This window comes from Reichenbachiella sp., from assembly GCF_039969095.1.
Lineage (GTDB): Bacteria > Bacteroidota > Bacteroidia > Cytophagales > Cyclobacteriaceae > Reichenbachiella.
In genome coordinates this window covers 31,099-55,942 of record NZ_JBDVOL010000010.1, presented here as the reverse complement: position 1 = coordinate 55,942, position 24,844 = coordinate 31,099, and the positions used below count along the sequence as shown (strand labels likewise).

The 24,844-nt window shown below is 38.9% G+C and carries 15 protein-coding genes; 9 read left to right on the top strand and 6 right to left on the bottom strand.

Annotated elements, in window-relative coordinates; genetic code table 11:
- Positions 1-50: 50 nt before the first annotated feature.
- Together ABJH98_RS03615 and ABJH98_RS03610 are read right to left on the bottom strand one after the other, a co-directional pair.
- The gene (locus ABJH98_RS03615; RefSeq protein ID WP_348306264.1) at positions 51-1,379 is read right to left on the bottom strand and encodes an RICIN domain-containing protein; all 1,329 of its coding nucleotides are present in this window, start codon (positions 1,377-1,379) and stop codon (positions 51-53) included.
- Positions 1,380-1,759: 380 nt separating this feature from the next.
- Positions 1,760-2,794, bottom strand: coding sequence for a LacI family DNA-binding transcriptional regulator (locus ABJH98_RS03610; protein ID WP_348306263.1), 1,035 nt, complete (start codon positions 2,792-2,794; stop codon positions 1,760-1,762).
- 165 nt (positions 2,795-2,959) lie between these two features.
- Between ABJH98_RS03610 and ABJH98_RS03605 the strand changes: the two genes are divergently transcribed.
- From ABJH98_RS03605 to ABJH98_RS03565, 9 genes are all read left to right on the top strand, one after another.
- Positions 2,960-4,006 carry a sugar kinase gene (locus ABJH98_RS03605; RefSeq protein WP_348306262.1) on the top strand — a complete coding sequence of 349 codons (1,047 nt, stop codon included), beginning with the start codon at positions 2,960-2,962 and terminating at the stop codon, positions 4,004-4,006.
- 93 nt (positions 4,007-4,099) lie between these two features.
- The gene (locus ABJH98_RS03600; RefSeq protein WP_348306261.1) at positions 4,100-5,320 is read left to right on the top strand and encodes a 6-phosphofructokinase; all 1,221 of its coding nucleotides are present in this window, start codon (positions 4,100-4,102) and stop codon (positions 5,318-5,320) included.
- A 4-nt stretch (positions 5,321-5,324) separates the two neighbouring features.
- Entirely contained in the window at positions 5,325-5,999 is a 675-nt protein-coding gene (locus ABJH98_RS03595; protein WP_348306260.1) for a bifunctional 4-hydroxy-2-oxoglutarate aldolase/2-dehydro-3-deoxy-phosphogluconate aldolase, read from the top strand.
- Positions 6,000-6,249: 250 nt separating this feature from the next.
- A complete protein-coding gene (locus tag ABJH98_RS03590; RefSeq protein WP_348306259.1) occupies positions 6,250-6,624 on the top strand; it encodes a hypothetical protein in 375 nt (124 codons plus the stop codon).
- A gap of 59 nt (positions 6,625-6,683) precedes the next feature.
- The gene (locus ABJH98_RS03585; RefSeq protein ID WP_348306258.1) at positions 6,684-11,006 is read left to right on the top strand and encodes a CusA/CzcA family heavy metal efflux RND transporter; all 4,323 of its coding nucleotides are present in this window, start codon (positions 6,684-6,686) and stop codon (positions 11,004-11,006) included.
- A gap of 10 nt (positions 11,007-11,016) precedes the next feature.
- Entirely contained in the window at positions 11,017-12,153 is a 1,137-nt protein-coding gene (locus ABJH98_RS03580) for an efflux RND transporter periplasmic adaptor subunit (protein ID WP_348306257.1), read from the top strand.
- Between the two features lie 169 nt (positions 12,154-12,322).
- Positions 12,323-12,757, top strand: coding sequence for a hypothetical protein (locus ABJH98_RS03575; RefSeq protein WP_348306256.1), 435 nt, complete (start codon positions 12,323-12,325; stop codon positions 12,755-12,757).
- A 105-nt stretch (positions 12,758-12,862) separates the two neighbouring features.
- Positions 12,863-13,669, top strand: a complete 807-nt coding sequence (locus ABJH98_RS03570; RefSeq protein WP_348306255.1) for a helix-turn-helix transcriptional regulator — start codon at positions 12,863-12,865, stop codon at positions 13,667-13,669.
- A gap of 1 nt (position 13,670) precedes the next feature.
- The gene (locus ABJH98_RS03565) at positions 13,671-14,552 is read left to right on the top strand and encodes an acyl-CoA thioester hydrolase/BAAT C-terminal domain-containing protein (protein ID WP_348306254.1); all 882 of its coding nucleotides are present in this window, start codon (positions 13,671-13,673) and stop codon (positions 14,550-14,552) included.
- On the opposite strand, the gene ABJH98_RS03560 is transcribed toward ABJH98_RS03565, so the two are convergent.
- The 4 genes from ABJH98_RS03560 to ABJH98_RS03545 all read right to left on the bottom strand — a co-directional run bounded on the left by ABJH98_RS03560 (position 14,521) and on the right by ABJH98_RS03545 (position 24,822).
- A complete protein-coding gene (locus ABJH98_RS03560; protein ID WP_348306253.1) occupies positions 14,521-17,169 on the bottom strand; it encodes an ABC transporter permease in 2,649 nt (882 codons plus the stop codon). The two genes, ABJH98_RS03565 and ABJH98_RS03560, sit on opposite strands and share 32 nt — an antisense overlap.
- Positions 17,166-17,507, bottom strand: a complete 342-nt coding sequence (locus ABJH98_RS03555) for a helix-turn-helix transcriptional regulator (RefSeq protein WP_348306252.1) — start codon at positions 17,505-17,507, stop codon at positions 17,166-17,168. The genes ABJH98_RS03560 and ABJH98_RS03555 overlap by 4 nt, the downstream gene beginning before the upstream one ends.
- 119 nt (positions 17,508-17,626) lie before the next feature.
- Entirely contained in the window at positions 17,627-20,692 is a 3,066-nt protein-coding gene (locus tag ABJH98_RS03550) for an ATP-binding protein (RefSeq protein WP_348306251.1), read from the bottom strand.
- Between the two features lie 197 nt (positions 20,693-20,889).
- On the bottom strand, positions 20,890-24,822 hold the full coding sequence (locus ABJH98_RS03545) for an Ig-like domain-containing protein (protein ID WP_348306250.1): 3,933 nt from the start codon (positions 24,820-24,822) through the stop codon (positions 20,890-20,892).
- Positions 24,823-24,844 lie beyond the last annotated feature (22 nt).

Here is a 24,844-nt window from a genome sequence, read left to right as displayed (position 1 = left end):
TGCCATGTACGTGGCAGCCTTTAATTTTTAATTAGATTAAGCTACTAACATTAATGCGTCACACTCAAATTTTTGATCGCTACAACGGCATTAGAACCATCATAGCTAGCTCCTTGCACGGACTGCATATAATCACCTACCTTAAAATAATTGTTTGACGTGTCGTGACCACTCATGGACTGACTGAATACTTGCGAACCATTTACATAAAAGCGTACGACGCTACTATTATAGGTCAGCTTGAAAGTATATTCAGTATCAAGCGAATAGCCAGTATACGTTTTACTCCCACCTTGCAATTCTTCCGTTACATATCCACTGATTTTGAGCTTCACAGCACCAGAAGTTTGATTTGGAGAACCAAGGAATTGTACGCGGATAACATCATCCACAGTATCGCCATCCCCATGAATCTGCCCAAAGCAGGTGACTCCGCTTCCACCATCGGCACTTTTACCCAATCGGTCTACTCTGGCAGTCCAAGTCATGGTATTGTTACCACTAGAACCACTCCAGGCAGCCAGGTCTCCTCCGTCTAATTCTCTCAATTCGACTCGAGGATTGCCTGATCCACTCGAACTAGGCTGACCTCTATAGACCCTGAAATAAGTCCAAGTACCATCAGTCCAGAAATAATTGTTGTCCGAATAGTTAGCAAAAGTCTTACCAGTGGCATCCAGTACATCATCTCGATAGGTGGAGCTTGATGGACTACCCGTAAATCCATTGAGCTTCCAATCATCCATGGAAAGCCCTAGGTTTTGACCTGGAGTCTCGGAGCCTCCGCCGGATGATCCTACCTCCTCAAACAGCCAATGCTGATTTTGATTAGAGGTATTATAAGTCCACTGCCAAATACGAGAACCGTTGGCTGTCTGACCTGTACCATCTAGCGCTTTACCACTATGCCTAGCTTTGATCATGTAGTAGCCATTGCCAGCACTATGAAATGTAAATTGTTGGTTAGTTCCGCCGCCGTAGGCCCACTGCTGCAAGTACGCTTTGTTGGCTGTACTATTACCAGCCACATCAAATGATTTGCCGCTTTCTTTACTTTTCAATCGAAAATAGCCACCTCCAGTAGAGATAATCTCCCACTGCTGATTTAGACCACCGTGATGGGTCCATTGATGCAACTTTCCACCATTGGAGTGGCTATATCCGGCTACATCAATATACTTCCCACTTTTTCGATTTTTAATAAAATAGGTTTTTGAAACGGTTGGCACCGCAGATCTTTCATTTTTGATCTCCGTAAATTCAGGCTCAGACAATACGTCTTCCTCTGCGCAACTAAAGGTAATCAAGGCACTAAAAAGCACCCCAACCACCAGTACAAATGACTGATTAAACGTCAGTAGTTTTAGGTTTGAAAACATGATAAATTGGTTTAGTTAAAAAATGATACAATCCTGGCCGATTAATAATTGATCTATCATTTTTTTGGTTAACCAATTTATTATATTTTGATAAATAAAGAAACTTGGTCTGAATAGGCAAGTCAATTCTTCAATCCTAATTTTATCAATACAAGATTAAATACGTGTTTTTAGTCCAAAATCGAAGAAAATTCATACAGACCAAGACGAATAAAATTGTGAAAAATATTGGTCGACCAATTTAATTTAATTGGAATTCAAAGAAATTTAGCGTACTTCATACCGTCACTTCTAATGAACATTTAGTTAGAAAGAACCACCAAATGAGCGATTGGCACAAGCAAATCGAAGAGGTGAATTACAACAGAATCAAAGCCATATTAATTATCCGCGAAGGCAACGTTTTCCCTAGTCAAAATATCCAAGGGCATAAACTGGGTGTTCCGCACTTCTGCATTCAGAATCAAATGTCTATATAGCGTCTGAATGCTTAATACACCCTGTGTCTTAGGGTTTTGATGAATGATAAACTCAATTTTACCATCTTCCAATCCCTCTAAATTCTTTGAAACCAAATCATAACCAATCAATCGGTAGGACCTAGCTGACCAAACCGAAGCAGCTTGTTTCGCTACCTGATGCGATCTGGAATTCGGCACGAAAATCAAAGCTTCTTTATCATTTACAGACTCAAACCATTTTTTCAAGGCTGCTTCGTCCAAACCTAATTCCACTTCTCTTATTCCAGCTTCATCCAATTGATGTTCTTGATAATATTTTCTAAAACCCTCAATACGCTCATCGATCGTTTTATTTATACTATCAAAATCACGAAACTTGATAATTAATGAATGACAATTGGGAGGGTGACCAATATTCAACAACTTCGCGGCCAAGTAGCCGCTTTGCACCGAATCTTGCCCGATAAACGCCAATGGCTTAGCACTTTCTAAATTCGAATCAACAAATACATAGGGTATTTGACTACTATCCAGCTGGCTACAAATATCGCTAGCCTCTTTCTCTAACAGTGGAGCCATCACTACTCCATCTGGATCTGACTGCAGTGCCAAATCTGACTGCTTCACAAACGAATCTTGGTTTTGCCTATCGAAAGTATAAAAATCTAACTCCACTCCTAGAGCTGCAAATTCTGCCGCTGCGGTTTCAATCCCAAAACGTTGAATTTTCCAATATTCATTATCCTGCGGAAGAATAATAGCAAAACGATGGGTCTTATTTAATTTTAGATTTCGAGCAAATACATTAGTAGAGTAATTGCCTTCTTTAGCGATTTGCTTGACCAACTTTTTTGTTTTCTCAGCTACCTCACCTCGATTATGTAATACACGATCAACCGTGCCTACTGATACTCCGGCTTTTTTGGCTATTTCTTTTATTGTAATTCGTTTCATGCAGGGCAAATATGAAAAAATTGCTTGATTCATTTTGAAATTACCAGCAATATAGTACATTTGTATTCATCGTTAACGAACACGGCTGAAAATCCTTCGCATGAGGGATTTATTTTTGATCCGTACCGTTAACGAACACGGTAAAAGCAAAAACAATAAACGATTATGAAAAAGGTAGTAACATTCGGAGAAATCATGCTGAGATTGGCTCCACAGGGGTTTTTAAGATTTTCTCAGGCCAACAATTTCGACGTAGTATATGGTGGTGGAGAATCTAATGTAGCAGTATCACTAGCCAATTATGGTGTAGATGTTGACTTTGTGACTCGACTACCAAAGAATGATATCGGTGAGTGCGCTTTGATGGAAATGAGAAAAAGAGGTGTAAACACCAATAACATCGTTTTTGGTGGTGACCGTTTGGGCATTTATTTCTTAGAAACAGGTGCTGTAAGCAGAGGAAGTAAAGTGGTGTACGATAGAGCTGGATCTGCGATGTGCGAAATCCAGCCAGGCATGGTGGATTGGAAAGAAGTATTCAAAGATGCTGGTTTCTTCCACTGGACAGGTATCACGCCAGCCATCTCACAGAGCGCAGCAGATGCTTGTCTAGAGGCTGTAAAAATTGCTTCTGAAATGGGCGTAACCGTATCAACTGACTTGAACTACAGAGCCAAACTGTGGAACTTTTGTGATGCGAAGAAGAGAGAAGAAATTATGACAGAATTGACTTCTTATTGCGACATCGTGTTGGGTAACGAAGAAGATGCTGAAATGCATTTTGGCATCAAGCCAGAAGGTATCTCTGTTCAAACAGAAGGTCACAATGTAAAAGGAGAAGCTTTCTTGTCTGTATGTAAGCAGATGATGAAGAAATTCCCTAAAGCCAAGAAAGTAATCACCACATTGAGAGGAAGTATATCTGCTTCTCACAATACATGGGCTGGCGTATTGTACGATGGCAACAAGCTATTTGAAACACGTCAATACCAAATCACAGATATTGTAGACAGAGTTGGAGGTGGAGATTCGTTTATGGGAGGATTGATCTACGGATTACTGAAATTTCCAGAAGACGATCAAAATGCATTGGATTTTGCAGTAGCGGCTTCTTGTCTAAAACATACTATTAAAGGGGATGCTAACCTGGTAACGGTTGCAGAAGTTGAGAAACTGATGGGTGGAGACGCATCGGGTAGAGTGGCCAGATAGCAAGATTCAGAAGAATGGGCGGTCTGTATTTTTCCTAGAATATTTAAACCGAGATCGCCCTTCTTTTTCCCTAATTCCAAAACTAAAAAACTAATGTCCAAACCATCCATAGCAATTGTTTGCGGAGGAGGCCCAGCACCGGGCATCAACACCGTGGTAAGTACCGTGGCCAAAACCTTTTTGAAAGATGGCTATCGAGTGATCGGTGTACATGGTGGTTATCAGGGCATTTTATCAGATGACCCTCAAATTACAGACTTCGATTTCGCTTATGCAGATCGAATATTCAGTAGAGGCGGATCATCGTTGGTTATGAGTCGTTTCAAGCCTAAAGACACCGATTTCAATACTAAATTTTTCATTGATTACAATGTAAAACTTTTGGTGACTATCGGCGGAGATGACACTGCTAGCACAGCCAACCGTCTATCCAAATTTTTAAAGAAAAGTGAATTGGATGTGAAAAACATTCACGTCCCAAAAACAATAGATAATGACTTGCCTCTACCCGATCGCAATCCAACATTTGGGTTTCATTCGGCCAAGGATGAGGGCGTAAAGATTGGAAACACGATCTATGAAGACGCCATCACAAGTCAAAACTGGTTTATCATGTCAGCCATGGGAAGGTCGGCAGGACATCTGGCTTTCGGGATCGCCTCAGCCTGTCACTTTCCCATGTTGATTATCCCTGAGATGTTCAACAAGACCAAGGTCACGCTTGACAAGGTGGTCAATTTAATCATCTCATCTATGATTAAGCGTAAGCTCGAAGGCATCAATTATGGTGTTGCGTTGGTCAGTGAAGGCGTATTTCATGAGATAGATGAGCAAGAGTTGAAGGACTCTGGTATTTTGTTTACTTATGATGATCATGGCCATCCTGAGCTGGGAAACGTGAGTAAGTCCAATATCTTTAATGTATTAGTTCAAGAGAAACTAAAGACATTAGGTATTAAAATCAAAAGTCGACCAGTTGAGCTGGGTTATGAATTAAGATGCTGCAGACCGATAGGATATGATTTGACCCTTTGTACGCTATTGGGCACGGGAGTGAAAAAACTTTTTGATGAAGGAACTAGCGGCTGTATTGCTACTGCCAACTCACGAGGAGATATCAAACCGATGTTCTTGTCAGAATTTGAGAATAGTGATGGAGTAATTCCTCCACGTTTGGTAGATACGGAGGCGGAGATTTACAAACTCAGTTTGCACAACCTACATTTTATAGAAAAAAACGATTTGGCGAAAGCCAAAGAAATAGTAACTGACCCTGAAACCTACGAATTCAACAAAATATTAAACTGGAAATAAAGTTATGGCACGATTTACAAGAATAGAAGTAGCGCAGCAGATGGGAGCCACAGGGATGGTGCCCGTATTTTATCACAAAGACATCGAAATTTGCAAGAAGATTTTGAAAGCCTGCTATGAAGGCGGTGTGAGAGTTTTCGAATTTGTAAACAGAGGCGATTATGCGCACGAAGTTTTCAATGAATTGAACAAATGGGCGGCCAAGGAAACGCCTGAGTTGATCTTAGGAATCGGATCTGTGGTGGACGCAGGTACCACTTCACTATACATTCAGAATGGAGCCAACTTCGTAGTTTCTCCTATCTTAAATGCCGACATGGCTAAGGTTTGTAACCGTAGAAAAATAGCATGGTCTCCGGGCTGTGGCTCTTTGACTGAGATTTCTTATGCAGAAGAATTGGGCGCTGAGGTAGTAAAAATTTTCCCCGGCTCTCAAGTAGGCGGCCCTTCATTCGTAGCAGCTGTAAAAGGTCCATTTCCATGGAGCAGCATCATGCCAACAGGAGGTGTAGAGCCTACTGAAGACAACTTAAAAGGCTGGATCAATGCTGGTGTACACTGTGTTGGTATGGGATCAAAACTGTTCGTCAAAAACTCAGAAGGAGAATATGACTACGCTGGTTTGACTGCTAAAGTGAAAGCTACTTTGGCTTTGATCCAGAAGTTGAGAGGGAATTAATAATGCTTGTTGGTCACACGACCAACAAGGACAATAAAAAAATCGCCTCAGTTGGTGTTGTCACCAACTGACAGCAGAAAAAGAAAAACGATTAGTGTGTTTATTACGATATAGTCCATTGCCCGATGGATTATGCATCAATGAAAAGGCCCTTTCTAAAGGGTCTTTTTTACATTCAATCAACCCAGCATTAATTACAATTTCAAATGCATTGAACATTTCCCCAAAAGCTTCGTATCTTTATTAAAGAATGAAACTCATCAGTAAAATATCGATTTTAGTAGCTGGAGCTATCTTGCTTTTGCATTCGGTACTACCACATGAGCATCATGATGAGCTAAATAGCCAACAACATTTGATTGCGCATGAGACTGCAAATAGTCTGATGGATTTAATCAAATTAGCATTTCATTTTAACCCTGGTAAAAATCATTTAGAAGAATTCGAGCCTATTAAGGAATATCAATCAGATTTTCTGGCTCCTATTATAGCCGAAGTAGCACTTGTATTGAAGCCAATACTTTTAAATGAAACGCAAGTCAATTTCCCTTCTTTTAAGTCTGGTTTTATCATCAGACATCTTTATGAAGAATTAAGATTTAGAGGTCCTCCGCAACAGATATAATTCATTCACTCGGCACAGACCGATGTGAAGTCTTTTTGTGGTCTTCTAAATTTTATTTTATGTTGGAGTACATCATCAAATTTAGCTTAAAGAATAAGCTAATCATTTTATTATTTACCTTTTCAATTATTGGATTTGGTATCTATGCTTTACTGAATATCCCCATAGGTGCAGTGCCAGATGTGACTAATAATCAAGTACAAGTAATTACCACTTCTCGTAATCTTTCTACTCAAGATGTAGAGCAATTTATCACTTATCCAGTAGAGCTGGAAATGGCAAATCTCCCAGGTGTAAAAGAAATACGTTCTATTTCTAAGTTTGGTCTTTCTGTAGTGACGATCGTTTTTGAAGATCGATTGGGTACATATTTACCCAGACAGTTGATCACTGAGAAAATAAAAAAAGCTTCTGAAAATATACCCGAAAACTTTGGAACTCCAGAATTGGGTCCTATTACAACTGGATTGGGAGAAATCTATCAGTATACACTGGAAGTAGATCCAAAATATAAATCTGAATATTCGGTTATGGATTTACGAACCATTCAGGATTGGATAGTCAAAAGGCAGTTATCTGGAATACCCGGTATTGTAGAAATCAACACATGGGGTGGTTTTTTAAAACAATATGAAGTACAGATCAATCCTGACAAACTACGATCATTAAATATTTCAATAGTAGACGTATTCCATGCACTTGAGATGAATAACAATGTAACTGGAGGTGGTTATATAGAGAAAGGAAAGCAAGCATTTTTCATTCGTGGTGAAGGACTAGTTTCTAATACTGAAGATCTCCAAAATATAGTTGTAGAAAACCGAAATGGTCTCCCTATATATATTAAAGACATAGCAGAGGTTGCGTTTGGGCATGCTACCAGATTCGGCGCAATTACTGGCAATGGCGAAGGCGAAAAAGTGTTGGGTCAGATCATGATGCTGAAAGATGCCAACTCCAAAGCTGTAATTGAGGCAGTGAAAGAAAGAGTAGCCGAAATTCAAAATACGTTACCAGAAGGCATCAGTATCAATCCATTTCTAGAAAGAAGCGAATTAATTGAAAAAACCACCTTCACGATTGCCGAAAATTTAGTTTTAGGATGTTTGATCGTTGTTTTTGTGGTTGTGCTTTTACTCGGCAATATTAGAACAGGGCTTGTAGTTGCTGCTGTGATTCCTCTTTGTTTGCTTTTTGCTATCTCTCTCATGTATATCTTCGGTGTGGATGCCAACTTGATGAGCTTAGGCGCGATTGATTTTGGGATTATCATTGATGGTGCAGTCATAATTGTGGAATTCACTGCTTTTCAGATCACCTCTCGAAGATCAGAATTACTTAAGCTACAAGGTGCTCCAAAACGTGAATTCATAGATAAAATCACTCTAGAAGGGGCATCAAAAATGATGCACTCGGCAATATTTGGTCAGCTCATTATTATCATTGTTTTTATTCCAATATTGTCTCTAGTCAATGTTGAAGGAAAGATGTTTAAGCCTATGGCTATGACTTTTTGCTTTGCACTCATTGGAGCTATGATCTTCTGCTTCACCTATGTGCCAGTGATCTCCAGTTTGTTATTAAAACCCACTGATACAGCTAAGTCCAATATTTCATCCAAACTCATTGATTTTTTACAACGCTTGTATCAACCCGTATTGTCCTGGGCATTGTCTAATCGGAAAACCGTTTTAGGCGGAGCCGTTGCCTTATTGCTAAGTGTTGGATATTTATTTTCCACTTTGGGTGGAGAATTTGTTCCTACGCTTGATGAAGGAGATTTTGTTATTCAACCCGTTTTAAAAACAGGCACATCTCTGAGTGAAACAGTAAAAACAACCACCCAAATAGAAAAAGTAATCAAACAATTTCCAGAAGTGAAACAGGTGGTTACTCGTATAGGTGCAGCAGAGGTACCTACTGACCCTATGTCAATGGAAGAAACAGATGTGATCATTTCGTTAAAACCAAAAGGTGAATGGATATCAACCACAAGCAAGGATGAATTAGCTGATCTATTCAAAAACGCACTAGTTGAGGAAATACCAGGAGTAGATTATGAATTCACGCAACCTATCGAGATGCGATTCAATGAACTCATCACAGGAGTCCGTGCCGATTTGGCAATTAAAATATTTGGCGAAGACTTAAAAATATTAACTCAAAAGGCTCAGGAAATAGAACAACTGATAAAAAACGTAGCAGGTGCCTCCGATATTATTGTGGAAAAAATAGACGGCTTACCACAGATGAGTGTAGTCTATGATCGATCCAAAATTGCAAGATATGGATTAAATATCTCAGATGTCAATCAAGTGATTTCAATGGGTTTTGCCGGTCTGAAAGCTGGAAGTGTTTTCGAAGGTGAAAGGCGATTTGATTTGGTCGTACGTCATCATTCGGACTATAGAAAGGACATCAGCCATCTCAAAAATACTTTTGTCACAACTTCTTCGGGTCAGCAAATTCCGCTGAATGAATTAGCGTTTATCAATTACACAAAAGGGCCAGCAAAAATCGCCAGAGATGATACGCAACGAAGAATTGTAGTTGGCGTTAACGTGAGGAACAGGGATTTAGAATCAGTAGTTGGAGATGTGAGAGCTCTGATAGAACATAGCATATCACTTCCACCTGGTTATCGAATCACTTATGGCGGACAATTTGAAAATCTTAGAAGTGCAAGAGAAAGATTGACTTACGCCGTTCCTGTTGCACTAATTTTGATTTTCATTCTGCTCCACTTTGCTTTTAAATCTACAAAAGAAGCCTTAATGGTCTATAGTGCAATACCACTTTCAGCTGTGGGTGGCGTACTACTCCTATGGATGAGAGGCCTTCCATTTAGTATTTCAGCGGGAGTTGGATTTATTGCCCTTTTCGGAATAGCAGTACTCAACGGAATTGTACTTATCGAGCATTTCAAAGAACTAAAAGCAAAAGGATTCTCTGATCTTAAGGCACTCATCATAGAAGGCACTGTGCAGCGATTACGTCCGGTATTGCTAACTGCTGCAGCCGCTGCCCTAGGTTTCTTACCTATGGCCATTTCAACTTCTGCAGGTGCTGAAGTACAACGCCCACTGGCAACTGTGGTCATCGGTGGGTTGGTTACCGCTACGTTATTGACTCTCGTCGTTTTGCCAGTATTGTATTATCTCTTAGAAGAAAAAACTATGCGAATTAATATGAAACCTAAAGCACTAGTATTATTGATTTTTCTATTACCTACCCTTTCGATTGCGCAAGACAGCACGCTGACATTGGATGAAGCTCAGCAATTAGCCAAGGCCAACAATGCTTCATTGAAAGCCTCCGAGTTAAAAATCAGAAAAAGTGAGGCTCTGGTCGGAACTGCCATTGATATTGAGAAAACGAATGTCTATTATAACTATGACCAAAACAACATAGCCGCTAATAACAATCCGCTGAAGGTATGGGGAGTACAGCAAAATTTTCAATTCCCGACAGCATATGATAGTAGGAAAAAATTAAAAGAATCAGAAGTTTTGTTGAGTCAACGAGCGTATGAAATTGCCGACTTTTTGCTTGAAAAGCAGGTGTCTAAGGCCTATTATCAAATTCTCTATCTCCAAAATCTGGAGCAGCAATACATCATCTTGGATAGCATTTATGATCGTTTTGCTCAGGCGGCCAAAAGAAAATTAGAACTAGGTGAAACAGACTATTTGGAAAGACTAACTGCAGAAAGCAAACAAAACGAGATTCAGCTAGAACTTGATCAGGTGAACCAAGATGTCGCTTCAGCCTATCTCGAATTGGCAAAATGGATGCAATCCAATGATAACTTTGAGATAGCGAACACTGCCCTGTCTAAAATTGAAATTATAAAATTGGATACGTTGGATCATATTGGAATCCAATATTATGATGGAATTGTCTCTTCTAAGGAGCTTGCATCAAAGCTTGAGAAAAGCCAATGGTTACCTAATTTGCAATTGGAATATTTCCGCGGCACCAATAGTTTTTCAAACGCTCAAAACTATAATGGTTTTCAAATAGGACTCGGGATCCCCTTGTTTTATGGTAGCCAGAAAGCGAAAGTACATGCCAGCTACTTAGAGAAAGATCGTATCCAACTTGAGGCTCAAAATTATAAGATTGAACTTCAAGCCAAATTAGATCAACTGCTAATAGATCTAGCTAAATACGACAAAGCAATTCAGACATACAAGTACTCTGGAGAAGCACTGGCCGATGCTCTCTTGCACACTGCTACTCGCTCCTATGAAAGTGGAGAAATAGACTTTTTCCAATATATCCAGACCATGGATCGTGGGATACAAATTAAAGTTGCCCATTTGAAAAGTTTACAGCAGTACAATGAAACGGCAATAGAAATCAATTACCTCATGAATTAATCCTATTAAAATGAATTTATTACGATCGCATATATATCCACTCATCCTTTTATCAATTATATTATTTGCTTGCAAAGCTGATAATGAAGAGGACAAGACAATAGGCATCAGTCCTAGCAATGAAATCAATATCTCAAAAAAACAGTTTGAAACTGCCGCAATGAAATTAGGCACGTTGAGCCTTCGGGAAGTCGCTCAGACCACTTCGACTAGAGGATACATTGATGTGCCACCAGAGAACAGAGCGGCAGTAAGTCCATACTATAGTGGATATATAAATGCTATAAATATATTGCCAGGACAGTTTGTAAAGAAGGGGCAAATTCTTTTCACTTTGCAGCACCCAGATTATCTAAAAATACAGCAATCATACCTAGAAGCAAAGGAGCAATTAACCTATTTAAAAGCTGATTATGAAAGGCAATTCAGTCTGGCTGATGAACAAATTGCTTCGCAAAAAAGCTTCAGAAAAGCCGAATCAGATTATAAAGTAATGCAGGCCAGGTATTTGGGATTACAAGAACAACTCAAGTTGATGAATGTGTCCATACCAAAACTAAATCAAGGTCAGATGACCCATACGATAAACATATATGCCCCAATTGATGGATATATCACTCAGGTTCGTGTAACCAAAAGTGCCTATGTGAATTCATCTGAAGTTGCATTGGAAATAGTCAACACAGACCATCTTCATTTGGAATTAGAGATATTTGAAAAAGATCTAGGTAAAATAAAAGAAGGACAAAAAATCAATTTTTCAGTTCCTGAATCTGGGAAAAAAAGATTTAATGGCGAAGTGTACCTTGTTGGTAGAAAGGTGGACGATAAACAGCGTACCATCGCAATTCATGGCCATATAGATGAAGCTCTTGCGGAGGATTTTATTCCAGGCATGTATGTCGAAGCACAAATTATAGTCCAAAGTGATTCTCTATTTTGCTTGCCAAAAAGTGCTATTGTTGAAGGCGAAGAAAAAAATTATGTCCTAGTTAAAAATCATCTAAAGAATGGAGTTCTCCAATTCAATCAGCAGGAAGTAGTCCTAGGTAGAGAATCAAACTTATGGATAGAAGTGAAAAATAAAGAGGTGCTAAAGAACAAACAATTACTAATTGAAGGTGCTTTCGGGCTGATTGGAATATAGGCATACATCAATGAAAAGGCCTTTGAGAAAGGGTCTTTTATTGTTTTCCATCCCTATGGGTTTTCAAAACTTATTGGGTTGCTAAATGCGACATTGGAAATTCCAGTATCCTTTTTTTAAGTCAGCCGTTATTAGCATTTTTGAGCACCCATAAGAATTAAGAGTAATAGTGATTAAAATAGAAAAAGGAGAACGGTACTGGAATATAGGATTTGCACTTTTTTCAATTCTATTTATTGGCTACTTGTTCAAGTTTGATTACCTCACCAAATTTGAACCTCCGCTCGAATTCTTTACGATAATAACCAACCCACTAACAGCCATTTTTTACTTGGGAGGATCATTAATTGCTTTTAGACATAGCTATATGCTGATGCGGTTTGTCGCACAAAAAACCCCACAGCTTTCATTAGCATTTACTATCATTTTTGGAATTGTGACTTTAGGTACTTCCTTTTTGATTTATATAAGTTTTGGATACGATACGTCCATGCTTACCTATCCATTCGAATGGCACATCATGGTATCTCTTGAATTCGTTGTGCTGTTTTGGCTTTTGATGATTGAATGGCTATTCATCAAAAATCTGCTCAAATCCCCTTAATAAGGGTATTTTATAAAGTGTCGTGTAAATGACGGGTCTAATTCCAATTTTTAATTTGAATATTTAGCGCCAGACGTCTAGTCTTGTAGCCTAAACCCATGACATATGGCTACTCTAAAACAACCGCAGTTAGGACAAACGATACTCACGCTTCGTCAAGAAAAGAAAATCACGCAAGAAGAACTGGTAGAGCGTTGTAATGTAAGCGTAAGAACGCTGCAAAGAATCGAAGCTGGTGAAGTAACTCCTCGTGAAAGCACCATGAGGATTCTTCTTGAAGCGCTAGGCTATCAATACACAGAAGTAGAGCAATCTGCCAAGACTAAGAAAAATAAAGAAATATTACTTTATGCGCTTATTGGGGGATGCATCTATTTTGGACTTGGTTTCTTAGAAGCGATCGCGGACAGCACGAGGTTTGATTCTGACCTACCAGCCTATTTCCCATGGATCTATACAGTAATCAAACTGATCTCAGTAACTGGTTACTTCTTCATGATGCACGGTTTTGCAACCATGCACAATATTTATCAGGTTCCATTATTAAAAATATCTGCGTACCTCATGTTTGGAGCATTTGCTATCATTGAAGTCTACGATGTGATATCCATTTTCTCTTCCATGAGTGCAGAAGAATTCATGTTTGTTAAAGGTATTGAAGCCGTAACTTTTGGTGGAGCTGATATTATTTTTGGAATCGCCCTATTCAAGCTTGGCAATTCTTTGGGAATTACAGCAAAATTAGCTGGCGTCTTTGAAATACTGGTCGGCATACTTTTTATGTCTTTCTTCTTAGCCTTTATGGGTCTGTTCTTATTGATCCTCGCAACCCTTCTGGAATTAGTTCTGCTCTACCATATGTACGAGCACCAATCTAATAAAATGATTGCCAACACCGCAAAATCAATTTAAGATGAAAAAAACTGCTTGCCTTATCATCTGTTCATTTATCATAGGCATGATAATACTATTCTCATACACGCCACCACTATCTATTAATCACGGAAAGCTGGATTTGAAGCTTTACCTACCTGAAGGCAAACCTCAAGCCATGATCGTAGGTTTTGGCGGAGCCGAAGGAGGAAGTCCGTGGACCTCTGATCACTGGTCAACCACTCGTCAACGGTTTCTGAATGAAGGTTTTGCATTTTTATCTATTGGCTATTTTGGATCTAAAACAACTCCTGATGAATTGGATAGAATTTCGCTCAATGCTATTTATGATTCTATTCAATCTATAGTTAGTAAAAACAACCTCACTTCCAACAAAATAGCACTAATTGGAGGATCCAAAGGTGGTGAACTCATCCTGAATTTAGCCAGTCAATATTCGGTTTTCTCTTGCGTTATTGCCTTGGTTCCCTCACATGTTTCATTTCCGGCTCATACTCCCTGGATGAATACTTCGTCGTGGACGCTAAACGAAGAAGAGTTGACGTACGTGCCAGCCTCATTTGCAGCACTTTCCCCATTGCTCAGCGGGCAACTGGGTGAAGCTTTTGAAGTCATGTTAAAAGATAAGAAAGCTACCAAAGCTGCATTAATTCCTGTAGAACGAATCCAGGGAAGTATCTTGCTATTGTCCGCTGAAAATGACGAACAATGGCCCTCCTCATATATGTGTGATCAAATCATAAAAAGGCTAGAAGATCAATCATTTCCCTATCCACATAAACATATAAAAGTACCTGGTGGACATGGTGCTCCTTTGAAGGAATTTGATGAAATATTTCAATTCCTGGATGAAAATTTCAAACCTGAAATTATTCATACTTCAACGTCTTCACTGGATTAATAGTCGCTGCCTTGAGTGAATGAGCACCAACAGTAATCATGGCCACCAAAAAAGTAGCCAATCCGGCCACTGCAAAAGGCCACAACATGAGATCTATACGATAGGCAAAACTGGCCAGCCACCAATCGATCATCAAATAGGCGATAGGAACTGCGATCACGAATGAAATACCCACAAGTAACATAAAGTCTTTTGAAAGTAGTAATACAATTTCCTTTGGTTCAATACCTAAAACCTTTCGTATACCAATTTCTTTGGTTCGTTGCTCCATTGTAAAAGTTGCTAATCCAAAAAGCCCCAAACATGCTACCAAAATAGCTAAACCTGAAAATACAGTTGTGATCATACTCAATTTGGTTTCAGCTTTATAAGACTCATTCAATCGGTCTTCTAAAAAGAAATATTCAAAAGGTCTACTTGGAATAAATTGCTTCCAGGAAGATTCTACTATTGCAATCGATTCTTGAAGATTATCCCCATCCACTTTCACTGCCATATACTTCATAAACAAATTGAAAGTAAAAGGTTGCGCCCATAAGTCGATAGCTATAGGAGACATTGGGTTGTGCTTAGAAGCAAAATTAAAATCCTCCACCACGCCAATAATTTTACCTTTCCTTTGCCCCATAAGCTCGACGGACTTACCAATGGCTGCTTCAGGCATTCCATAACCTAATTGCTTGATCATAGTTTTATTCACTACCAAAGCTAAACTATCGTCCGTGACGTGGGACTCGTCGTAAGCTCGACCGGCCAAAATCGGGATGTCAAAAGTCTTAAGGAAATCATGTCTTACAAAAAGCCTTGGATAAGGTTTGGACTTCTCCACTCCTTCGAATGTATAATTCATCACCTGATGTTTAGCACCCAAAACTTCTTCTAACGCTGTCACTGATTTTATTGAAGCCTTCGACAGCATTTCGCTTTTCATGCTTTCATAATGATTGGCTATAGGTGTACCAATCACAGGAACCATGATGACCGCCTCCTTATTAAAACCCAAATCATCATCTTGCAAGAATTCCAATTGCTTAATGGCGATAATGGTACCCACTATCAAAATCATCGAAATTGAAAACTGCAGAACGACCAATACTTTTCTGAAATTCATTCCATGGTTGTTTAGCTTTCCTCCCTTGATTACCTCAGTAGTCTTAAATGACGACAAAACAAAAGCAGGATAAAAACCTGCAATCAAACCTACAAACATGGTCAATCCTCCTATGGCTAAAAGGTAAAACGGTGACCAAAATACCATCAACGTTATAGATTTTTCTGTCAATGCATTGAAGCTGGGCAGCATGAATACTATTGCCATAATGGCTATTAAAAGTGCCAATATTGTTTGAAGGATCGACTCAAAGATGAATTGATAAATCAGCTGTTTTTTGAGGCTACCTAACGCTTTTCTAATGCCCACTTCTTTGGCTCTTTTCGTTGCTCTGGCAGTAGACAAGTTGATGAAGTTTATCACAGCAATCAACAATACGAATACAGCTACAGCTGAAAAGACATATATGTTACTTTCGTTGCTATTGGCCTGGATTTCATAGTCAAGTTTTGATTTCAGATGAATATCTGCCAATGGTTGTAGTTCCATTGAAACATCGTCCCTCATTCCCTCTTGAAAATATTTCTGTACAAAATCAGGCAACATATCTTCCAAAACTTGAGGATCTGAATTTTCTTCTAGTACCAGATAGGTCCAGCAAGGATTCCAATACCATCTATTCATGGTATGACCTTGATTTCGATCATTGTAATGGGCACGTAAGGTCGAAAATGATATCAAAAAATCGAATTTGAAATGACCGTTATGTGGGGCATCCGCTAATATTCCCTTAACCACCAAATTTCTTTCCCCTTGAAATTGAATATTTTGACCCAATGGGTTTTCATCACTAAAATACTTTTTGGCCATTGATTCCGTGATCAAGATGGAATTGGGTTCATCCAGTGCTGTAGACTTATCTCCTACGATTATCTCAAAATCGAAGACATCGAAAAATGTAGAATCCACAAAGAAGACATGTGATTCATTGAAGCTTCTTTCTAATTTACGATTAGCCAGCGTAAGGAATGGTGACTGAAAATCAAACATTCTGGTCATGTGAGCTATCTGGCCTGGATAATCGTTAATTAGTGCTGGACCGACAGGAAATGGCTGACTGGCTGAATGCTCGCCTACTCCATCACTTTCAAAATGCTCCACCAATCGGTACGTTCGATCTGCTTTGGAGTGAAATTGATCATAGCTCAGCTCATCATGGATATATAGAAAAATGAGCAAAAAACAGGCAACCCCGATGGCCAGACCCGCTGTATTAATGAGACTATACACACGCTGACGCATGAAATTTCGATAAGCAATTTTGAGGAAATTTTGAAACATGGCTAATGTGTTGTTATGTGTAATTGAGTTTTTTTTGAGTAAAAAGGGTCTTAGTAAATCCAGTGCATCAAACCATACAAATAACTTGGCGTGCAGTTTTCCTTTTTTATTATATCTATCCGAGTACAGTTCGTATAAGTCCCCTTTCAGCATTTCCAAATGCTCTTCTCGGCAAAAAAAGTCGAGTAGCTTCAGTACCCATTTTGGAGGCGTTAACTCCTTCATACAAGTGACAAACCTTTGAAAGACAAGCTAGGCAATGCTTGATAAAGTCCTGTACGCAAGTCATGCGCCTCTCTAGCAGCGGCTCGGCCTGCAGAAGTAATCGTATAAAAGCGTTTCCTTCTTCCTCCTCGGGCTTTGGTTGCTCCTCCCTCTTTTGAACTGATAAATCCTTTCTCAGCAAGTCGATTGAGAGCAGAATGTAATGCTCCGATACTTGGGTTCCTACCCGTTCTTTCCTTCAATTCCTCTTTGATTGAGATGCTATAGGCATTATCATTCAATACCCCAATAACCAAAAGTACAAGCTCTTCAAATTCCCCCAGATAGGTCCCTTTCATAATTAAGATTTAATATACAATTAGGATTCTAATACGCTAAGTACAATGATTAGTTTCCTATTTGCAAATGAAATAATGAAGATTACGCCGCAAAGCGAATTGCACCTACCAAACTGCAATTATTTGTTTGGGAACGTCAAGGTGAATGTGGTACCCTCTCCGACTTCACTTGATACATCAATAGTACCATCGTTGAGCGCAACAAACTCACTGACAAGTACCAGCCCTAACCCTGTTCCCTTTTCGTTGTTTGTACCATAAGTAGAGTGGGTCAATTCGAATATTTCTTCTAGTTTATCTGGAGAAATACCTACTCCATTGTCCGAGATAGTAATCGTTGTCTTTTGGTGATCACAGGTATATCCAACTTCTATTTTAGATCCTTCATTGGAGAATTTTATGGCATTATTGATCAAGTTTCTGATCACAGTAGAAAGTGAATTTTTATCTGCATGTATCAGACAGCCAGAAGAACCAGAAAGATTTAATTCAATCTTTTTTGACTTAGCAGATTCTCTAAGCACAGATATAATTTCTTTGAGGAAAAAATCTATCTTGATTAATTCAGGATTGACTTTGAAATTGCCAGATTGGTTCAATGCCCAGGTCAATAGGTTATCCAATAAATGTCTCAATCTTTTTACTGAATCTGACATGTGCTCAACTAACTCATCCACCATTTCGGTTTGTTGTTCGGTTTGATAATGATGGATTAAATCCGTTAAACCTTGAAGTGAATTGAGTGGGCTTCTTAAGTCATGACCAATAATGGAAAACAATTGCGTTTTCGTATCATTGGCATTTTGAAGAATAAGCCTTTGAGTTTCCAAATCCTTCTTTTGCACTTCGACTTCAGCCGTTCGCTTAGAAACAAGATGCTCTAATTTCAATTTTGATTGTTCCAAACTTGCTGTTCTAATTCTAAAAAGCACATAGATCAATATAAGAATACCTGCGACATAAGCAATAATGGCATATCTGGATCTGTACCATGGTCTACTCACAAAGAAGTGATAGGCGTCTACTTTACTCACTTGATTGACCGTATTTTTAGAGCGGACATGAAAAATATATTCTCCTGCTGCTAGTCCCGTATAATCCTTTTTCGTTTCATGTGACCATTTGGACCATTCATTATCACGACCCACCAGTCTATATTGAAATACTTTTTCCTCACTAGCATTCACTTCATTCGTGAAAAATTTAAACCTTATATCAGTTTGGTCATAAGGCAACACTACTGGATCTACATCAAAACCATTTTCAAAAATCAATGAATCTTTTCCCCAACTCATTTCGCTTATGTAACAACGAAAATCTGTGACTTCTGCCACTGTTGGGATTTTCTGATCATACCGAACTGCACCACCATCACCTATAAACCAAAGTACACTATCTTGATCGGCGAAAGAAGATGTAACGTGAAAATGAGACCCAAAAGCTAAACCGGTAGCTGTCATTTGTCCTTCGTTCATTACCACCAATTCATTGTAGTTGATTCGTTCTTCGTCCTGATAACTTACCCAAAGCTTTTCTTCGCTTGCAGAAACCACCTGTAGTATTTTGGCTGGTTTATTAGAAAGAGCCAATGGGCGTGGATCAGATAATTTACCCGTTTGATCTATATAGTACCAAGCATCTCGAGCCACTACCAGTACTTTATTGCCACAAGGAACAATAGCTGCATTTCCAACCTGATATTCTTCTTCTAGTTTTAAATATTGGGTATCCTTAGCGAATCTATGTGAAACGATTCCAAGTGTACCATACTTAGACACGAATACAATCAAATCTCCTAGCTCTTCTATTTTCTTAATAGGTTCAGTAAATCCTTCCAGATTAATGTATTCAAAACTATTTCCGTTTTGATAGTACATTCCCATGCCTACTTCACCAGATCCAACATATACTTTCGTTTCATCTTTAGAAACTTTAGCGTAGTGCAAGCGCTGATCATCCAAAAACTCAAAATTCTTATTATCGAAGGCTATCAGTCCCCGTTGACAAGCTATAATCATTCGGTCTTTCATGAGATCAAGTGATAATATCTCGAAAAAATCTTCTGGATTAAACGGAATGAAGTGCCCTCCAAATTCACCTTGTTCTAATTTGAAAAGTGCTCTCAGAGTAGTGGCATATATGTTACCCTTGTATCTGATAATGTCTGTGCCTACGTCTTTTAAGCCTCTACGATGATCAAAATATGACAATGGGGAAAGTGTTTTCACCTTACTGGTGCCTACACCATTGGCTATCCAAAGATTGTTGGCGTCGAACATATCCACGAACAGGTATTGAAAATCTATAAGCCCAGATTTTTCATCCAGCATTTCTAATAGCTTTCCATTTTTATCGATTATTGCTACCCCTTTTGTGTAGGCTGCAAATGCGTAATTTCCATCATGTGTGATACAACCATGATATATTTTATACTCCTTAAAAAAATCATCCGCTTCAGTTTCAAAAACCTCAACTTCACCATCTGTTAATAAAAAGAGCCCATCAAATCTACTTCCAACCAAAAGTTTATCCTCATAGGGCAAGAATATATTAACCTTCATATCTGCAAAAAACTCCCCTCCCTCTTTTAGCTTGAGTTCATCTCCATCCAAATACATAAGTCCTATTCCTGCATTTCGAGTATAGATCGTGTCTCGTACAGTAAAGGCAACATCAAATTCTTGATCCGCTGGGTGAAACACCTTGATCTCATTATTCTTTAATCGGAATATGTATTTCTTTGATCTAAATACAACTTCTTTGCTTGAACAGGCAATCTCCCAGACAGCGCCAAAATCATGAAACTTGGGGTCTACGCGATCCATCAGCGAAACATAAGTTAACTTTCCAGACGCAGAGGCATTCAAATAACCAAATTCACCATCTGAGCCAACATAAATATTTCCGTTGTCATCTTGTTGTAACCAATAAACTGATTTCTCTTTAGTGACTTTAACTAGGCTCCAGTCTACACCATTATAGACCAAGACTCCATCGTCATTAGAAAAATAGTAAATACCAAGAGAATCCCTGATTACGTTAAAATTGAAACTACCAGCACGATAGTCTGAAGGGGCATAATAATCTATAAAAGGAAGCCCCTTTTCACTAGACTGAGCCCAAGTGTTACATAAGAAGGTAGGTAGGATGGCTAAACAGAGTACAGCTGACTTCATTAAACTCATCTAAGTTCTTAGTTATATTAAAGACAGGAGGAATGGAATCATAAATTAACGGAAACTTATCAATTAAACCTAGCTACGCCAGCAATAAAACAGACATTTACTATAAAATAGGTATTTGGCTTTAATTGAAGTTTCTAAAAATGAAAAGAGGCTAATCATAAGATTAGCCTCTTCCTATTTGTTGTAGATATCTGAAATTATTCTTTAATAAATTTCAGTTGGGTATTCTTTTTATCTTGATTTAGACTTAGAATATAAATGCCATTATCCAAAGGACTTACATCCAGTTCTTGAACTGAAAGATGAATATGGTCTTGAGAATAAACGACCTGCCCTTGCATATTGAAAATTCTCAAACTTCCTATTGTCCAATCATCAGGAAGATAAACCGTAAGAATGTCCCGAGCTGGAACAGGATAGAGTCTTATTTCATTATTTTCTTCAAACCCTAAGACATCTTCTTCCTCTTCCTCCTCTTCTTCCTCATCATCAGTAATGGTAATAGTCACTGCATCAGAAGTGGCTGAACATCCATTGCCAGATTCAACTGTCACCTTATATACTCCACTTTCTGTGGCTTCATAAGTAGCTTCATCAGCCCCACTTATCACAGCATCATCCTTGTACCAGACATATTCATACCCTTCTACTTGAGCTACCTCCAACGTATGCTCTGACTGACTGATCTCCACATTTGGTAATGCGTAAGGTTCAATACTTGTCTCAAATTTATCATCTGTAGTAATTCCTTGTGCATCTACTCCTTCGACAAATAATGTTTCACCAGTTGTAGATTCATAAGTATCTCCACCTGCCTGAATAAGCTCATCGTCTTCGTTGTACCAGTTGTATTCATACGCACCACTAGCAGTCACTGAAGAGGCATCTCCTTCACAGTTAGTAACATTTGAAAATGTAATCTCAACCTCGTAGGTCTGTATTTTCACTTCTAAATACAAGACATCTTCGGCATACGCACCAGATTCATCCGTAGCTCTAAACACGATTTCGTAGGTATCTACGTCCTCATTCATTGGAGTTCCTGAAAGGTTATTATCACTTTCTGTCAACCACTCAGGTGCGTCAGAAATAGAATAAGTCAATTCGTCGTCTGCATCCACATCATCGAAATTGCCAGTAGGGAAATCATAACTAAATGAAGAACCTGTAAATATGGCAACTGACCCAGCTTCTTGAATTCTGGTGGGAGCGTCATTGATATTTAGAATTTCAAATTCAAATGTAGCACTTACCGAACCTCCTAAATCTGAAGCTGTAATCGTCAATTCGCTCAATCCAACATCGTCATTAGATGGAGTTCCAGACAGTTCTTCGCCATTCTGAGTCATCCATTCTGGTTTACTGTCTATTTCAAATTCTAACTCATCGTCTTCTACATCTTCGAACAAAGAAGTGATATCCAAACTAAAGCTTCCATCCTCATCAAAATCGCTTAAAGACCCTGACACATACGGCAAATCATTAACCGCTGCCACGTTGAGACTTAGCGTGTAATCTGAAGTTAAAAGTCCATCCGATGCGCTTATAGTTAATTCCAATTCACCATTTTGATTAGATTCTGGTGTAGCACTTACTGTATAATACTGCGAACTCAGCTCATAAGAAATGTTAGAATTATCGACAATTCCCTGATCCGAAGAGGTCACTCCAAATGTAGTAATCGCGTCTCCATCTGGATCAATTACCTCTATTACCAAATCGCTAAGCGTGCCATCTTCATTTATAGTTTGATCAGCAACAGCTTCTATAATCGGCGCATCGTTTACAGCGCTGATGTTAATAGTAAACTCATGCAATTTGGAAGCCCCATCTGCTGATGCGATTAGGAACAATTGTTCGGTTCCATTTACATTCTCAATACTACTTATTTCAATTAATTCATTCACATCATCCACTGTAGCAGTGAAAAGATCATTTCCAACCAACTGATAAGATAATGCACTTCCAGAATTAAAAACATCTGATATATCTATCGGTGTGTCTTCAAAATCTTCATCAAGTGCAATCGTACCTAACGGAGTTCCAATTGATATTGTGACACTTTCAGCTTCCACTACAAAATCAACGATGAAAGACGCATCAGTACCTCCACCACCATCCGAAGCAGTGAAAGTTATGGTTTCTGTTCCGCTAAAATCCTCAGTAGTAGAGACTACCGTAGCAATTTCATTTAGAAAAGAAATCCCGATGTTGGTCTCTCCAGTAGCATCAAAGGATAAACTTGCTATATCAGTTTCAACATCTTTGAAATAAGAAGCCATATCTAAAGTATAATCAGGAAAATTTTCTACTAACAATTGATCTGGAATCTCCTGAATCACTTCAGGATCATCATTGACCGGATCAAAAGTCACATCAAAACTGACTGTGTTTGATAGTGCATTGCTAGCACCAGAGCCATCATCAGCTACTACTGTGACAGTGGCAGATCCAAAAGCGTCTGCTCTTGGTACAATCTTCAGCGTATTTCCAGTAAACTGTGTATATGCCAATGTAGGGTCATCAATAGAAGCATAATAACTAAATATAAGTACATCACCATCTTCATCTGTGGCTGAAAGTGGCACTTCTATCGTAACGTCCTCATCTGCACTTTTATCCGTAACATCCGCTAATACCGGCGAGTCATTGACTGGCACAACTGTTACGTTAAGCTGTCTCAAAACCAAATATTCCTCTTCGGTGTCTACCTCTTCTACCCACACAGTGACTACTGCACTCCCATTAAAATTTCCAACTGGAGTCAAGCTCAAATCACCATCTACAATACTTACTAAAAGGTTTTCATTGTTAGAAGAAGCAGAAACAGTTAGTTCATTATCCGGATCCGAATAGTTGAGTCCAATCAGTTTGGAATCTCCTTCATCCACCTGTTGGTTTGGAATAGATGCTAGTTTTGGTGCATCATTGACGGCTTTTACACTTAAACTAACCTCGGCATCTTCGAAAACATTTCTAAATGGATTGTAAACTTTGAACCCAAAGTTATCTTCACCACCCAAATCTCCAGTAGAGGTATATTTTGCTTCCCAAACTTTCAGATTGTTATTGGATTTCACCAAAGTAAGTCCACTGATCACTCCTTTTCCTGGGTTGGTTGTGAATTCCAATGTAGGAGTGGATTCAAAACCTGCAAAATCAATCGCAATCATTTGCACTTTAACCGATTTATTTTCGGGAACGGTCATATCACTTCCGATCACAAAATAATCTCCATCTTCACCAGCTCTTATTTTTCCTCCTGAATTATTGTCGATCACATAGGTATCTAAAGAAGAATATCCATTATCAGCAGTAACTAAAACGGTAATAAGTACTTGTGCTTCAGAAAAGAGATAATTATGCGTTGTTTCATTTACGTCAAATTCATAGGACGCAGACAAAGTTCCCAACTCCAAATCCGTATTGGCAATTGTTGATTTTTCTATATTGACAAACTGTGGATTGAGCGGATCACTGATATTGTAGTAATTAACGTCAATTCCATAATTTTCATTAAAAACAGTATCTGCAAAATGAACGGCAAATGTATTGCCATCTCTAGTCAAATCCGTCACCTGATGAGGCGTATCCTGAAGTAAGAATTTGAATGCTACCAAGGCTTCTTGTGAAGAAAGATTGGTATTCACTTCATTGACTTGAAACTCCAGAGTATCCTTATAAACTATATCCGGCAAAAGTCCTGGACTCGGCGTAAAAATCAACTCATTGGTAACGAGGCCATCAGCCAATGACAAGGTACCTTTTTCAGGTTCTCTTGTGATTTCAAACTCAATGGGCGCACCTTCTGGATCATAACCATCCAGTTCTAATACCTCTCCCAATTCATAATAAAACTGTATGGAAGGGGATATCGCTACTGGTGGATCATTAACTTCCGGTTGAGCCAAATCACCCAACAAATAGCCAATTTTACCAGTATAGTCTCCGCCCGCTATGCTTCCTTGTACATATTGGCCAGCGATACCAAAAGTGGTATACCCGCCATTCGTCCCCCATCCTGCACCCAGGTGTAGTGTACTAGGAGCTAACAAGGTATCGGGTTGAGCCTGTACCAGTTGTACAGCGAGGAGCATGATGCCTATTAGATAATATCTTATCGTTTTCATGTCTTTTGTGTTTTAGTTAAAC